This window comes from Rhodococcus sp. 1R11 (assembly GCF_004563845.1).
In the GTDB taxonomy this organism is placed as follows: Bacteria; Actinomycetota; Actinomycetes; order Mycobacteriales; family Mycobacteriaceae; genus Rhodococcoides.
In genome coordinates this window covers 103,686-118,411 of the sequence record NZ_SPNG01000006.1, presented here as the reverse complement: position 1 = coordinate 118,411, position 14,726 = coordinate 103,686, and the positions used below count along the sequence as shown (strand labels likewise).

Genomic DNA, 14,726 nt, shown 5'->3' with positions numbered 1-14,726 from the left:
TGCGTCCGAGAAACGACTAAACGTCAAGAAAGCGAACATCTTTCGCGTTACGCGCGATGAAGCTTCGGCGGGCGGACACGTCTTCACCCATCAGGACGCTGAACAGTTCGTCCGCGGCCGCGGCATCGTCGAGAGTGACCAGACGAAGAACTCGCACTGCCGGGTCCATCGTGGTTTCCCACAGTTCCTTGGCGTTCATCTCGCCGAGGCCTTTGTAGCGCTGGACGCCGTCCTCGACGTTGATCTTGCGCTTGTTGGCGATACCGGCCTCGAGCAGACCGTCGCGCTCGCGGTCGGAGTACGCGAAATCCGGTTCGCCGCGGCTCCACTTGAGCTTGTACAGCGGCGGCATGGCCAGGTAGACGTGGCCGTTCTCGATCAGCGGCCGCATGAACCGGAACAACAGGGTCATCAGCAGCGTGGAGATGTGCTGGCCGTCGACGTCGGCATCGGCCATCAGCACGATCTTGTGATAGCGCAGTTTGGCGATGTCGAACTCGTCGTGAATGCCGGTGCCGAACGCGGTGATGATCGACTGGACCTCGTTGTTCTTGAGGACGCGGTCGATGCGAGCCTTCTCGACGTTGATGATCTTTCCGCGCAGCGGCAGGATCGCCTGGAACATCGAGTCGCGGCCGGATTTGGCCGAGCCGCCGGCGGAGTCGCCCTCCACGATGTAGATCTCGGACTTGCTCGGATCGTTCGAGCGGCAGTCGGCGAGCTTGCCGGGCAGGCCACCGATATCGGTTGCGCTCTTGCGGCGCACCAACTCTCGTGCCTTGCGCGCGGCCATGCGGGCCTGCGCGGACGACACGGCCTTGTTGATGATGGTCTTGGCATCGGCCGGGTTGGACTCGAACCAGTGCGACAGGTGCTCGTTGCACGCCTTCTGCACGAACGACCGAATCTCGGTGTTGCCGAGCTTGGTCTTGGTCTGTCCCTCGAACTGGGGCTCCCCGACTCGCACCGAGATGACGGCGGCCAGGCCCTCGCGGATGTCATCGCCGGTGAGCTTGACGTCCTTTTCCTTGACCAGTTTCTTCTCGATGGCGTACTTGTTCACCGTCGACGTCAGAGCGGTACGGAAACCCTCTTCGTGGGTTCCGCCCTCGTGCGTGTTGATGGTGTTCGCGAAGGTGTGCACCGACTCGGAGTAGCCGGCGTTCCACTGCATGGCGATCTCGACCTCGTGGCCCTCGCCCTTGCCGGTGAAGCCGACGACCGAGTTGTGAATCGCGGTCTTGGTGCGGTTGATGTGCTTGACGAAGTCCACCAGACCGTCGGGGTAGTGGTACGTCCGCTTACGAACCTTGGCCGGCTTCGCGTTGGCCGCGTCGGCCTGCTCTTCCTCGGCGGTCTTGGGTGCCTCGGCGGTCTCGCCGAGTTCTTCCTCGGTGGCGTCGGTGGCCGCGACTCGCTCGTCGGTGAAGTTGATGGTCAGTCCCTTGTTGAGGAACGCCATCTCCTGCAGGCGACGATGCACGGTCTCGAAGCTGTAGTCGAGGGTCTCGAAGATCTTGCCGTCGGCCCAGAAACGCACTGTGGTGCCGGTCTCCGTGGTGTCGCCGACGGTCTCGAGCGGGCCGGGCTTGGCGTAGTCGTAGGTCTGCTTGTAGCGGTGACCGTCACGCGCGATCTGCAGTTCGACCTTGGTCGAGAGTGCGTTCACGACGGAGATACCGACACCGTGGAGACCACCGGACACCGCGTAGGAGTCGGAGTCGAACTTGCCACCGGCGTGCAGCTGGGTCATGACGACCTCGACGGTGGGAACACCGGAGGAGTGCATGGCGACGGGGATACCGCGGCCGTCGTCCTTGACCTCGACGCTGCCGTCCTCGTGGATGGTGACGTCGACGGTGGAGGCGTAGCCGGCCATGGCCTCGTCGACGGAGTTGTCGACGACCTCCCAGATCAGGTGGTGCAGGCCTCGTTCACCGGTGGAACCGATGTACATACCGGGCCTCTTACGGACTGCTTCCAGGCCCTCGAGGACCGTGATGGAAGATGCGCCGTAATCCTTGCTGTTCTCACTGTTACCTGACTTCTGGGCAGCCACGGTTAGCTGGTTCTCCTTCTACGCGTCCACTACCCCGCTCACACCTGACGTAGGTGCTACCGCAGGGTCGGCACGGTCGTTTCGGCCGTGCTCGGTCCATGCGTTTGTTCCGGGCTTGATGTCGTACCGGTCCATAGTACTGGGTGGCTGCGACAGCATGGGGACGATGACACCCCTAAAAGGCCCCTGATTGCTTCACAGGCGCATTTTCTCGACATCGGACGACAAAGATGAAGGGTAAAACCGGCGATTCGACTACAGATCGAGGACGATCCGTTCTCCGTCCGAACGCGAGACACAGATCAACATCTCGTGCCGCTGCTCCTCGGTCGTCAGCCGATTCTCTCGATGCTGCGGTGTTCCGCTGAGCACTCGCACCCGGCACGTGCCACAGAAACCCTGCTGGCACGAATACGCGACATCCGGCCTGATACGTCGAATGGCTTGCAGTGCAGTCTCTTCCGCACCGACCGACAGGATTTCGCCGGAATCGACGAGCTGCACCTCGAATTCCGTCCCGTTCTTCACCGGCGGCGGCGAGAAGCGCTCGAAGTGCAGATGCGTTGCCGGGAGGGCGTCGAACGAGGCGCGAACGAGGTCGATCATCGGCGGCGGGCCACACACGTACACCGAACCGCCGGGGGCCGTCGAGCCCAACAGATCCATGCTCGACGGCATGCCGTCCACGTCGTCGGTACGCACGGTGACCCGGGCGGAATCCCAGGCCTTTATCTCGTCGAGAAACGGCATCGACTCGCGTGAGCGGCCGCAGTACACGAGGTGCCAGTCCATGCCCAGATCGCGAGCTCGGCGCACCATCGAGATGATCGCGGTGATACCGATTCCACCGGCGACGAAGACTGCGTGTTCGGACGGTACGAACGGAAACCCGTTGCGCGGCCCCCTGATCGACACCCGAGTGCCGACCGTCAGGGCATGCATCTCCGGAGATCCGCCGCCGCCGTCGGGCACGAGTCGTACCGCGATCGAGTACGTGTCGTCGCTGGGCGATCCGCACAGGGAGTACTGCCGTCGCCGACCGGACGGGAGGTAGAAATCCAGGTGCATCCCCGGTGCCCACGCCGGCAGGGCCGACCCGTCGGCGGCGGCGAAGGTCAGCTGGACGACCTGTTCGTCGATGCAGAGAACGTCACGGGAGACCAGTGTCAGTTCTCGGGTGCGCACGACGGGAGGTGCCGCGAACGTCGCGTCGTACTCACCGTTGTCGAGTAGGGCGAACCACTTGTCCAGCGCGTCGGTGACCAGTGACACCGTCTGATCCGGCTCGTCTCGCCCGTACAGATTCTGTGGAATCGTGCGGCCGACTCGAAACGAGTCGACCTTTCGAGCCATCGCGTCGAGCCTGCTCCGCAACGTGCGTTTGGTCATCGATCAGCGGACCGCGCCGCCGGCGAGGTGGCGAGATACTGCACGGCCTGGGCCGTCGAGCCTTCCTGAGACGGGTGATATGTGCTCTTGAAGTACCGCAACGATGCCTTCACCATCGACATCGGTGTCGGGAACAGACCGGACTTCGCCACTCGCCTGAATTCTCGGAACGACGGTGTCCGTTCCTTGGGCGACAGATGAGCCAGCGTCGGATCCTGGCTCATCAAGTAGCGCACGCCGCGCGTCCAGAACCACACGAGTGTCGGTGCGATGACGACGTAGGTACGGATACGCCGCGCCGGACGAACGTCGAAGTAGCGCATCACCTCGTATGCCACGGAACGATGCTCGACTTCCTCGGCGCCGTGCCACCGCAACAGGTCGAGCATGACCGGATCGACGTCGGCTTCGTCGAGCTCGCGCGCGTTGAGAACCCAGTCACCGAGAAACGCGGTCAGATGCTCGGCGGCGGCGATCAAGGCGAGCCGCTCCACCAGACTGTTCTGACCGTGGCCCGAGCGATTGCCGAGCGCGCGTCCGAACAGGAACTTCATCTGGTCGACGTACGGATCGACGTCGATGCCATGGGCACGAAGCTGGTCGTGGACTTCGGTGTGGGCCTGCGCATGCATGGCTTCCTGGCCGATGAAGCCGATCACGTCGTCTCGCAACTGATCGTCGTGGATCAGCGGCAACGCCTCTTTGAACGTGCGCACGAACCACTCCTCACCCTCGGGCAGAAGCAGGTGCATCACATTGATCAGATGCGTGGCCAAGGGATTGCCGTCCATGTAGTGCAGCGGCAGGGTATTCCAGTCGAACTCGACGTTGCGGGCGTGGAGAACTACTCGATCTTCGGGGGTTCCGTCGACGTCGACAGCCGTTGTCGACGTCTTCTTCGTAGGTGTGGACACAACTTCTCCTCGTCCGATGGCCGCATGGAACAGTATTCGGTCCCCCGACCGTTGCGTGTCCCGAATCACGCTACGCATACCGACAGTCTCACAGCAACACTGCCCCCAACATCTGTTGAGGATCACGTGTACCAGGGGCTACGACAAACCGCCGTTGGGAACTTTCACTATCCGTACGTGTCCCGCGGACCTCGACCCTTGACGTGACGCTCGCCCTTTCGCCAGCTCTGCGTCGTCGGCCCGGTGATCCGAAGCGACGTGACCACACCGTGGCCTACCGCCGCCGCGATCTTCGCCAGAATCTGCGACTGCATCAGTCTGAGCTGCGTTGCCCATGCAGTCGACTCGGCGGAGATACTGAGTACACCGTCCTTGAGACCGGTGGGGTCTGCGTGGGCCGAGATGTCCTCACCGACGACGCTGGGCCAGCGCCCCAGCACGGCACCCTCCGATACCTTGGCCGACCACCCACGCTTGGACGCGATGCTGTTGGCCAGTGCACCGAATGCCTGCGGATCCCGATCGTCGGGGCCGGCTCCCGACCAACCCCGTCGTCGACGCCCCCGCAGTGCCCGGACTCCACCGGTCGGTGACGAACGACCTTGACCGACCGACTTGCCGCTCGCCTTGGCCGCCGCCCGGGCATCTTCGAGCGCCCGACGAGCGAGGTCGACGCCCTTCAGCTCCGGCTGCTCATCCGGCACGGGTGAGTTCGCTTCGTCGCTCATGACACCTCACTGTCCGACGTCGACAGTTCGGTGATGGTCGAAATACGTCCTGCTGCACCGGAATCGGATTCCTGACGAGCCTCGACGCCGTACCGTCGTGCATCGAGTTCGGGTGGCACGTCCTCGGGAACCGCCGCCGTGATCAGTACCTGTTCCGCATCGGCCGCGACCGCCGCGAGGGCCGTGCGTCGCTTGCGGTCGAGCTCGGCGAACACGTCGTCGAGCATCAGGACGGGGTCGGTCCCGTCCTCGCGCAGCAAGGAAAAGGAGCCGAGCCGAAGAGAGAGTGCATACGACCACGATTCACCATGGCTGGCAAAGCCTTTGGTGGGTCGGTCGCCGAGCATCAACTCCAGATCGTCTCGATGCGGACCGACCAGACACACCCCACGTTCGATCTCTCGCTGTCTCATCACCGAAAGTTGGTGCAGGAAAGCAGCTTCCAAAACATCGACGTCGTCGGACTCCGGTGCTCGGCCGGCATCGGAGAATTCCGGCGGCAGTGCCTCGGCGAGGCTGCAGCGATAGGACAATGTTGCCAGCCGCGATTCCGGTGCTATCGACTCGTAGGCTTGCTGCACGAAGGGCATCAGCTCGTGCACCAAAGATATTCTGGCCGAAAGCAATCGGGCACCGTGGGCAGCAAGATGGCCGTCCCAGACGTCGAGCGTGGCCAGCGCACTCGAGCCGTCGGTGGACGACGAGCCTCGACGGAGCGGCCCGCTGGCAGTCTTGAGCAGTGCAGACCGCTGACGCAGCACCTTGTCGTAATCTGCACGCACAGCGGCCATTCGAGGAATTCTGGTGGTCAGCAGCTCGTCCAGATACCGACGACGCTCACTCGGGTCTCCGCGCACCAGAGAGAGGTCCTCGGGCGCGAACAACACACTCTGCAGTACACCTAGAATTTCTCGTGGACGACGCAGCGGAGACCTGTTCATCCTCGCCTTGTTCGCCTTGCCCTCGAGCAGTTCGACGTCGATGATCAACTCGCGTCCGTGGTTGACCACGGCGCTCCCGACGAACGCGGTGGACGCACCCGCCCTGATCATCGGAGCATCGGTCGAGACCCGGTGTGAGGACAGCGTCGACAGATATCCGAGTGATTCCAGCAAGTTGGTCTTACCGTGTCCGTTGGGCCCGACGAACACGGTCGATCCCGGGCCCAGGTCGACGATGACGTCGTCCCAGGACCGGAAATCGTGAAGTTGCAAAGACCGTACGAACACTTACTCGGTGTTCTTCGGCGCGGGTGCGCGCAGTGTCTCGTCCGCATCCGCCTTCTTGACGGCATGCCCGCCGAACTGGTTCCGCAACGCCGACACTGCCTTCATTGCAGGCGAATCTTCTTGTCGCGACGCGAATCTCGCGAACAGAGCTGCGGAGATGACCGGGGCGGGTACGGCATGCCGAATGGCCTCCTCGACGGTCCATCGACCCTCGCCGGAATCCTCTGTGTACCCCGAGATCTCACTGAACTCCGGATCCTGACCCAGTGCCTCGACCAACAGATCGAGCAGCCACGACCGCACGACGGTGCCCTTGCTCCAGGCCCGCAGTACACCCTGCACGTCCTGCACCAATTCTTCGGCCTCGAGGATTTCGTATCCCTCGGCGTACGCCTGCATCAATCCGTATTCGATGCCGTTGTGCACCATCTTCGAGTAATGCCCGGCACCGACAGGACCGGCGTGGACGAATCCGTCCGCGCGTTCCCCTTCCGGGCGCAGGGCGTCGAAGATCGGCATAGCGCGTGCAACGTGCTCGTCGTCTCCGCCGACCATCAGGCCGTAGCCGTTCTTCAATCCCCAGACACCACCCGAAACACCGGCATCGATGTAACCGATTCCCTTGGCGTCCAACAGTTCTGCGTTGGGCTTGTCATCGGTGAAGCGCGAGTTTCCGCCGTCGATCACCAGGTCGCCCGGTTCGAGAACATCTCCGAGTCCGATGATGGTGTCCCGGGTGATCTGTCCGGAGGGCACCATCACCCACACCACGCGGGGAGCGGTGAGGGACTCCGCGAGACCGGCGAGCGACGGGGTGTCCGTCACCTCGGGCCTCGGGTCGTAACCGATGACCTCGTGGCCGTGCTCGCGCAGCCGCTCGCGCATGTTGAAGCCCATTTTTCCGAGACCGACCAAGCCCAGCTGCATGAGGAAGCGTCCTTGTCTGTGTCAGGTGTAAATCCGGTCGAGCGGGAGTGGAGCCGACGGAACGACTCGTACGATCCCGCAGCTCCAACAGTAACCAGGCAGGATCAGCCCGGCAGCCTGACCGGCATCAACAGATAGGTGTACTGGGACTGAGGCGCCGCGAACTTACCGGAATCGTCGGGCACCAGTTCCTCGTCCGACGTCGGACGCAGCACTGCAGGCCGACTCGGGGTGGTGAAACCGAACGTGACCTTCTCGCTGTGCAAGGAGGACAGGCCGTCGATGAGGTACCCCGGGTTGAACGCAATGGTGAGCGCCTCGCCCTGGAAGTCGGCCGGCAGAGCTTCCTCGGCGCGGCCGGCATCGTCGCCGCCTGCCGAGAGCAGCACACCTTCGGCGTTGAATTCCAGACGCACCTGCGCACCGCGTTCGGCGACGAGAGCCACGCGCTTGATGGCCTCGACCAGCGACGCGATCTCGAGCGTCGCGACGGCCGTGTGCTCTGCCGGCAGCAACTGACGGAACTTCGGGAATTCCGCATCGAGCAGACGAGTGGTCGTGCGGCGCCCGTCGCTGACGATTCCGAGCAAACCGTCGCTCCCGATGGAGGAACCCGAACCGAGAGCGAGCTCGACAGGAGAACTCGCGTTGCCGCCGAGCGTTTTGGCCGACTCGGACAGGGTCTTCGCCGGAATCAGCACTGCGGTGGTGGTGTCGGCGCCGGCGGGAGTCCAGTCCACCTCACGAACCGCCAACCGGAATCGGTCGGTCGCCGCCAGCACGACGTTGGTGCCGTCGATCTCGACACGAATACCGGTCAGCATGGGAAGCGTGTCGTCTTTGCCCGCCGCAATGGCGACCTGGGCAATTGCCTCGGAAAAGACGTCACCGGCCAGCGAACCGGTGTTGCTGGGCAATTCGGGGAGCTGAGGATAGTCCTCGACCGGCATCGTCGGCAGCGAGAATTTCGCGCTCCCGCAGTTGACCAGAACGCGGGTTCCATCGACCGTGACGTCGACAGGCTTGTTCGGCAAGGACTTGGTGATATCGGCAAGTAGCTTGCCCGACACCAGAACTCGTCCTGCGGTGGCCACCTCGGCCGAGACCTTCACCTGGGCGGAGACCTCGTAGTCGAAGCCCGAGACCGTCAATCCCTGTTCGTCGGCGGCGAGCAGAACTCCACCGAGAACGGGTACCGGCGGCCGGGACGGCAGGCTGCGGGCCACCCACGCCACGGAATCGGAGAAATCTTCACGAGCAACGCGAAACTTCAAACTTCCAAGCTCCATCGCTCGGCATTTCCTCTCGTTCGGGGCATTCGTATGCACAGTCGAGCGGTGCGACCACGATCGTCGCGGCTCCAACCGATGCAACGACGAGTCTGGCACATCCAGCGCAAGCACACCGTATGCCCTTCGAGACGAAGTTGAAAGCTCGGGCGAGGCCGCGAAGGGCATCGATGCGGTCGCCGGAAGGGGGCTGTGAACGGATCGTTCCCCAACACCTGTTTTCAAAGAAGTTCTTTCAAGGAGAAAACAGAAGTATTAATAGGTCCTGTGCAATCTGTGCATGGAGCCCTCGCCCTGCTGGTGGCTCGGCGTGGTGTCGTGGGGATGAACTCGGGACCAATCTGCGGTTGACGGACGGCTGCCTGTGGACCAATCGCATCGGTGCACAGGCGCCCACATTCCATCCCCAGAAGTCGACGGTTGTCCACATGGTTATCCACAGGTGTGAATCAATGGTCGACGGCTCCGAAATGTCATCCGATTCGGCCCAGAATCGACCCAGATTCGGCCCTGGATCGGTCCGGAATCGGCTGGGGATTGTGTTCGATCGACGCCCGAGTCGAACCGAGGCAACAGCGATCACCGACGAAAACGGCGACGGCGCCGACCCCCGCAATGGGAATCGGCGCCGTCGCCGTCGTTGCCGGAGAACCGGTGGGTCTATCGCTTCGAGCGCTGCTTGATGCGGGCCGTCAACTCCTGGACCTGGTCGTATACCTTGCGACGCTCGGTCATTTCCTTGCGAATCTTCTTGTCCGCGTACATGACCGTCGTGTGATCTCGGCCGAACGTCTGACCGATCTTCGGTAGCGACAGGTCGGTCAGCTCTCTACAGAGGTACATCGCGATCTGCCTGGCCATGGCCAATGCTCGGGCCTTACCCGGTCCGCACAGGTCCTCGATGGACGTGTCGAAGTACTCCGCGGTGACGGCCATGATCGTGGCCGCGTTGATCTCCAGGCTGGACGAATCGGGAATCAGATCACGCAGAACGACCTCGGCGAGGGTGAGGTCGAGGGCCTGTCCGTTCAACGAGGCGAATGCCGTCACGCGAATGAGGGCGCCTTCGAGCTCGCGGATGTTGCGCTCGATGCGGCTGGCGATCAGCTCCAGGACATCGTGCGGCACGTCGAGTCGATCCATCCGAGCCTTCTTGCTCAGAATGGCGATCCGCGTCTCGAGCTCCGGTGGCTGGACGTCGGTGATCAGGCCCCACTCGAAGCGAGTGCGTAGCCGTTCCTCGAGGGTCGCCAACTGTTTGGGTGGCCGGTCGGACGAGACCACGATCTGCTTGTTGGCGTTGTGCAGCGTGTTGAAGGTGTGGAAGAACTCCTCCTGGATACCTTCCTTGCCTTCGATGAACTGAATGTCGTCGACCAGCAGCACATCGGTCTCGCGATAACGGCGCTTGAACGCCACCTTGCGGTCGTCACGGAGACTGTTGATGAAGTCGTTGGTGAATTCCTCGGTGGAGACGTACTTGACCCGCATCCCGGGGAACAGACGCTGGGCATAGTGTCCGGCTGCGTGCAGAAGGTGAGTCTTGCCCAGGCCCGACGCCCCCCACACGAACAGTGGGTTGTACGCCCGGGCCGGTGCTTCGGCGATCGCTACAGCGGCGGCGTGCGCGAACCGGTTGGAGGCACCGATCACGAACGTGTCGAAGGTGTACTTCGAGTTGAGGCTGTTGGCACCGGACGACGGTGGCGTCGACTCCGGTGGCTTGGTGAAGTACGTCGGCCACGAGTTCTGGACGCTGGCGAGGGCTTCCCGCTCGTCGTCCACTTCCTCGTAATCGGCTGTCTCCGAGTCCGAGGGCTCGTCGTCTCGGCTGGTCAGGACGCGGCGCCGGTACGTCGGAGAACTGGCGGCATCGGGATACGTCGACCGCTCCGTTTCGAGCTTCTCGTCTTCGGGAGCGGAGATACGAACGCCGAGACCTTCGACACCCTGTCCCAGATGACGCCCGAGAGCTCCCAGGATGGGTTCGCGCAGGTCGCGTTCGATCGCTTCCTGAGCGAAGGTCGACGGCACGGCGAGCAGAGCGAAGCCCTGAGTCAACGTGAGCGGTTTGACCAGCGCGAGCCAGGCCTTCTGGCCCTTGGTCAGCGGCGACCCACTGTGTCGGTCGGACGTCAGCTCCGCGACTACCTCGGGCCAGATGCGCGCAAGCGCATCCGGATCGTCGTTCACGTCGATCCCTCCGTCGTCGAGCTTGTAGGTCTCGCCGGACTCCGACAACCGATTCGGTGGGGCGTTTCGAACCCGCGCTACCGCGTCGTCGGATAGCGTCGTCGATCGTGCGCCTCCGCGGCCGAGACAAGGGTCCTTCGGTGGACCCCGCAAGGTACGAATATGCCACCTGAACTGTGTTTCCACACAATTATCCACAGGTGTGGATAAACGACACCGATGTGAGCCCGAACGTCATCGGGGGTCGTGGTATCACGTACACGACAGTCTGACCTGCGCCGATAGCAATTGTCAGTCGTTCGATCGCAGCAACGACCAGTCGCGCGGCGCTACGGAACGACAGATATCGTCGACTGTTCTACCGGTCCGACGTCTCTTTCTCCGGGGCCTGTGTATGAATCGACAAATCGACCGATGCCGCGCGAGTTTGACCACCGGTGACTCGATCAGTACTCTCGAACAGTCACCCAATAGCGAGGTGGCCGATGCTTGCTGGCTGCTCACAGTCTGTCTTCACTCGGATTTCTCGCTCGGGAGGCTAGCGACTTCATCCGAACTCGCTGAGAACCTTTACAGCAGGCGCCGACAGATCGGCGTCGTCGAATCTCGAGGAGTGTTGACCGTGGCCAAGGGCAAGCGGACGTTCCAGCCGAACAATCGCCGCCGCGCGCGCGTTCATGGCTTCCGTCTTCGTATGCGTACCCGTGCGGGTCGTGCAATCGTTTCCGCACGTCGCGGCAAGGGCCGCAAAGAACTCACAGCCTGATAATCGTTCGTCCGAAGCTTGGAGCTCGGGATGCTTCCTGAGCCGAATCGACTGCACCGCGCACGTGATTTCACCGTGGTGATGCGTCGAGGACGCCGAATGGGTAGATCGGATCTGGTCGTACACGCTGTCGCGCGTCACGAGCAGGACATCGCATCCACCGTTCATGGGCCACGTTTCGGATTGATCGTCAGCAAGGCAGTCGGGCCGGCCGTAACTCGTCATAGAGTTGCGCGCCGGCTTCGGCATATCTGTGCCGAGGTGATCGAGGGGCTCGCGGACAACACCGACGTGGTCATCCGAGCACTTCCGGGTGCTGCACACGCATCCTCGGCAGATCTACACGTTCAACTGCGCTCAGGTTTGAAGAAGCTCGGTCTACTCGAAGCTCCGAAGGGTCCGCCGTCATGACATTCATGGGCAACCTTCGTTCCATTCCTGCTCGAACTCTCGTCTACTGCATCGTGTTGTACCGGACCTATGTGTCCCCGATGCGGCCCCCTACCTGTCGCTTCTCCCCCACCTGCAGTGAATACGCCATCGAGGCGCTCCAGGTGCACGGGATGCCCAAGGGCTCGCTCCTGGCAGTCGTTCGCCTCCTCAAATGTGCTCCCTGGCACTCTGGAGGGTGGGACCCGGTGCCCGAACCCGGTAGGTGGCGCGCAACCGTCACCGAGCTGACCGAAACCGAAGAACACCACGATCTCCTGCGAGTGGAAGAACAGAGGAGTACATAGAGCCGTGCTCGACTTCATTTACTACCCGGTTGCCTGGATTCTCTGGGTGTGGCACAAGGTGTTCGGCTTTGTGTTCCAGGACCCCAGCAATGGCTTTGCCTGGGCATTGTCCGTCGTCTTCCTCGTCTTCACCCTCCGGCTGATCCTGTACAAGCCCTTCGTCAAGCAGGTACGCACGACGCGGCAGATGCAGGAACTGCAGCCGCAGATCAAAGCGCTGCAGAAGAAGTACGGCAAAGACAAGCAAAAAATGGCCGTCGAGATGCAGAAGCTGCAGAAAGAACACGGCTTCAACCCGCTGATGGGCTGCCTCCCGGTGTTGGCACAGGCACCGGTGTTCATCGGCCTGTTCCACGTCCTCCGTTCGTTCAACCGCACCGGAACCGGTGTAGGTCAGCTCGGCCTGAGTCCGGAACAGAACCGCGAACTCTCGAATTATGCGTTCAGCGTTGCCGATGTCCAGTCGTTCCTGGATGCTCGCCTGTTCGGAGCTCCCATCTCGGCATGGATCACCATGCCGCAGGATCAGCTCAACGCCTTCGCTGTCGGTCCCGACGCGACCATTCCGTCCACGTGGGTCATCGCGGCTGTATCCATTCCCCTGATGATCATCGCGGCCGTCATGACGCACCTGAACTCACGTGCGTCCGTGGCCCGGCAGAGCGCCGCAGCGGCCGCAAATCCGCAGTCGGCCATCATGAACAAGCTCGCCCTCTACGTGTTCCCACTGGGTGTTCTGGTGTTCGGCGCACTGTTGCCGGTGGCAATCCTGCTCTACTGGGTCAGCAACAACACCTGGACCTACGCGCAGCAACACCTCGTATTCGGCAAGATCGACAAGGAAGAGGCCGCCAAGGTCGCTGCCGCCGTCGAGAAGCGCTCCGAGAATGCGCCCAAGCCCGGAGTGAAGCCGGTCTCGACTACGAAGCCCAAGCCAGGTGCTCGGCCGAAGCTCTCGAAGATGGCACCGACAGGTGAAGAGTCGTCGACCGAAGCCGGAACCACCGGGACGGACTCCTCGTCAGGGTCAGCCACTCCGAGCACACCGCGACCGCAGGCGAACAGGAACAAGTCGACCAAGCGCAAGCGGCGCTGACCGACACGTCGAGAGAAGGACGAACATGGCAGCGCACGCCGAAGAGGCACAGAACGACGAAGTACGGAACGCAGCAGCTGGGGATGGAGTGGGTGACGTGATGGTCGAGACCGATCAGGTGAGTGCCGTCGAGACGGAGTCCGACGACGAAGCAACCGTCGACGACGTCGTGCAGAAGACGCCGTCGGTTCCCGCAAGTGCCGATGACGTTGCCGAGTCGGATGACGAAGACGACGAAGACGACGAGGATTACTTGGTCGAGGAAGGCGAAATCGCCGGCGACTACCTCGAGCAGCTTCTCGACGTGCTCGACTTCGACGGAGACATCGACCTCGACGTGGAGGGTGATCGCGCGATCGTCAGCATCGACGGCGGAGACGATCTCGCCAAGCTCGTCGGTCGCAAGGGCGAGGTGCTCGACGCTCTGCAGGAACTCACCCGTCTGGCTGTGCAGCAGTCGACGGGCGAGCGCAGCAAGCTGATGCTCGACGTCGCCGGCTGGCGCGCGAAGCGCCGCACCGAGCTCGGGAACCTCGGCGCCGAGGCAGCGCGTCGAGTACTCGAATCCGGAGAGCGGGAAGAGCTGACTCCAATGACTCCGTTCGAGCGCAAGATCGTGCACGACGCAGTCGCCAAGATCGACGGTGTCGCAAGCGAGAGCACCGGCGTCGAACCCGCTCGACGGGTAGTCGTCGTCAAAGCGTAAACACTTCCGGTAAGCGATGGCCCCCACTTCGGTGGGGGCCATCGTTGTTTGTATCGAATGCTCAACTCGAATTGCACGGGTGTAATTCGTGCCGGGTGTCGCCGATCGGAGGGGCTCCGAGGGCGGTAAAAAGCGGGTCCAGCGGTATCGAAGTCTTTCGTCACTGTGACGGGTGGTCGCGGCGTGGCTCTGTCCGTGTCATGCGGCGTGAAGGACGTGTTTCACGTGAAACGGACGCTGAGGCAGATGTCGATCGGTAGATCGAGGCGGCTCCCCTTCTGGCGGTCATACGCACGGAGATCATGCGACTGGATCCCGGTCCCTTTCAGTCGACAACCGATGCTCGAGGAACGCTTCCCAGCTTGGCGGGGTGGAGGGTGTCAACCAACTCTGTGCCCCAGCCGATCACGAGTAGCCGAGGCCACCCATCGTGCAGACGCTCAGAACCGCCCGCTCAGTTCTGCCACATCAACGCACGCGGGCGCTGTGTCCCAATTTTCGAGAAAGTAATCAGTCACGGTGGCGCAGCGGACTATCCGACCGTCGGTTCGCTTGCCGCGATGCGCGCCCGCAGCGGGCACATCGTCACCGTGGCCCGTTGCTTGCGGACACGGCAGGCGGGCCTCCGTGTATCGGCCCGGTACACCGGGCTAGTTCATGACCCCGAACGCTGCTGTCGTGTCGGGAGAAGGT

General features: G+C 62.6%; 13 protein-coding genes. 5 read left to right on the top strand and 8 right to left on the bottom strand.

Translation table 11 applies throughout. The features are described 5' to 3' along the window. Nucleotides 1–16: 16 nt before the first annotated feature. From gyrB to dnaA, 8 genes are all read right to left on the bottom strand, one after another. Nucleotides 17–2,059, bottom strand: a complete 2,043-nt coding sequence (gene gyrB, locus E4P29_RS12600; RefSeq protein WP_027494993.1) for a DNA topoisomerase (ATP-hydrolyzing) subunit B — start codon at nt 2,057–2,059, stop codon at nt 17–19. 255 nt (nt 2,060–2,314) lie between these two features. Then, nucleotides 2,315–3,448 (bottom strand): PDR/VanB family oxidoreductase, encoded by a 1,134-nt coding sequence (locus tag E4P29_RS12595; protein ID WP_135045101.1) that lies wholly within the window; start codon nt 3,446–3,448, stop codon nt 2,315–2,317. Further along, the gene (locus E4P29_RS12590) at nt 3,445–4,362 is read right to left on the bottom strand and encodes a metal-dependent hydrolase (RefSeq protein ID WP_135045098.1); all 918 of its coding nucleotides are present in this window, start codon (nt 4,360–4,362) and stop codon (nt 3,445–3,447) included. The genes E4P29_RS12595 and E4P29_RS12590 overlap by 4 nt, the downstream gene beginning before the upstream one ends. Before the next feature lie 167 nt (nt 4,363–4,529). Further along, complete coding sequence (locus tag E4P29_RS12585) at nt 4,530–5,090, bottom strand: DUF721 family protein (protein ID WP_135045096.1); 561 nt, start codon at nt 5,088–5,090, stop codon at nt 4,530–4,532. After that, entirely contained in the window at nt 5,087–6,319 is a 1,233-nt protein-coding gene (gene recF / locus E4P29_RS12580; RefSeq protein ID WP_135045094.1) for a DNA replication/repair protein RecF, read from the bottom strand. Before recF ends, E4P29_RS12585 begins: the two co-directional genes overlap by 4 nt. Continuing rightward, complete coding sequence (gene gnd / locus E4P29_RS12575; RefSeq protein WP_032407751.1) at nt 6,320–7,246, bottom strand: phosphogluconate dehydrogenase (NAD(+)-dependent, decarboxylating); 927 nt, start codon at nt 7,244–7,246, stop codon at nt 6,320–6,322. A gap of 104 nt (nt 7,247–7,350) precedes the next feature. After that, nucleotides 7,351–8,535: a DNA polymerase III subunit beta gene (gene dnaN, locus E4P29_RS12570; protein ID WP_135045092.1), complete on the bottom strand. Its 1,185-nt coding sequence runs from the start codon at nt 8,533–8,535 to the stop codon at nt 7,351–7,353. Nucleotides 8,536–9,195: 660 nt separating this feature from the next. Continuing rightward, on the bottom strand, nt 9,196–10,728 hold the full coding sequence (dnaA, locus tag E4P29_RS12565) for a chromosomal replication initiator protein DnaA (RefSeq protein WP_135045090.1): 1,533 nt from the start codon (nt 10,726–10,728) through the stop codon (nt 9,196–9,198). A 622-nt stretch (nt 10,729–11,350) separates the two neighbouring features. Between dnaA and rpmH the strand changes: the two genes are divergently transcribed. The 5 genes from rpmH to E4P29_RS12540 are packed head-to-tail and all read left to right on the top strand — an operon-like array spanning nt 11,351 to nt 14,033. Next, on the top strand, nt 11,351–11,494 hold the full coding sequence (rpmH, locus tag E4P29_RS12560; protein WP_026347786.1) for a 50S ribosomal protein L34: 144 nt from the start codon (nt 11,351–11,353) through the stop codon (nt 11,492–11,494). Between the two features lie 30 nt (nt 11,495–11,524). Next, nucleotides 11,525–11,905, top strand: coding sequence for a ribonuclease P protein component (gene rnpA, locus E4P29_RS12555; protein WP_135045088.1), 381 nt, complete (start codon nt 11,525–11,527; stop codon nt 11,903–11,905). Then, nucleotides 11,902–12,231, top strand: coding sequence for a membrane protein insertion efficiency factor YidD (gene yidD, locus E4P29_RS12550; protein ID WP_027495003.1), 330 nt, complete (start codon nt 11,902–11,904; stop codon nt 12,229–12,231). The genes rnpA and yidD overlap by 4 nt, the downstream gene beginning before the upstream one ends. Before the next feature lie 4 nt (nt 12,232–12,235). After that, a complete protein-coding gene (gene yidC / locus E4P29_RS12545) occupies nt 12,236–13,327 on the top strand; it encodes a membrane protein insertase YidC (protein WP_135045086.1) in 1,092 nt (363 codons plus the stop codon). Between the two features lie 25 nt (nt 13,328–13,352). Beyond that, nucleotides 13,353–14,033 (top strand): R3H domain-containing nucleic acid-binding protein, encoded by a 681-nt coding sequence (locus E4P29_RS12540; protein WP_167735468.1) that lies wholly within the window; start codon nt 13,353–13,355, stop codon nt 14,031–14,033. Nucleotides 14,034–14,726 lie beyond the last annotated feature (693 nt).

What these genes read in the sequence shown, in the direction of transcription:
- E4P29_RS12595 (WP_135045101.1), bottom strand. Translation starts at nt 3,448, where the DNA reads ATGACCAAACGCACGTTGCGGAGCAGGCTCGACGCGATGGCTCGAAAG.
- E4P29_RS12585 (WP_135045096.1), bottom strand. Translation starts at nt 5,090, where the DNA reads ATGAGCGACGAAGCGAACTCACCCGTGCCGGATGAGCAGCCGGAGCTG.
- gnd (WP_032407751.1), bottom strand. Translation starts at nt 7,246, where the DNA reads ATGCAGCTGGGCTTGGTCGGTCTCGGAAAAATGGGCTTCAACATGCGC.
- dnaN (WP_135045092.1), bottom strand. Translation starts at nt 8,535, where the DNA reads ATGGAGCTTGGAAGTTTGAAGTTTCGCGTTGCTCGTGAAGATTTCTCC.
- rnpA (WP_135045088.1), top strand. Translation starts at nt 11,525, where the DNA reads ATGCTTCCTGAGCCGAATCGACTGCACCGCGCACGTGATTTCACCGTG.
- yidD (WP_027495003.1), top strand. Translation starts at nt 11,902, where the DNA reads ATGACATTCATGGGCAACCTTCGTTCCATTCCTGCTCGAACTCTCGTC.
- E4P29_RS12540 (WP_167735468.1), top strand. Translation starts at nt 13,353, where the DNA reads ATGGCAGCGCACGCCGAAGAGGCACAGAACGACGAAGTACGGAACGCA.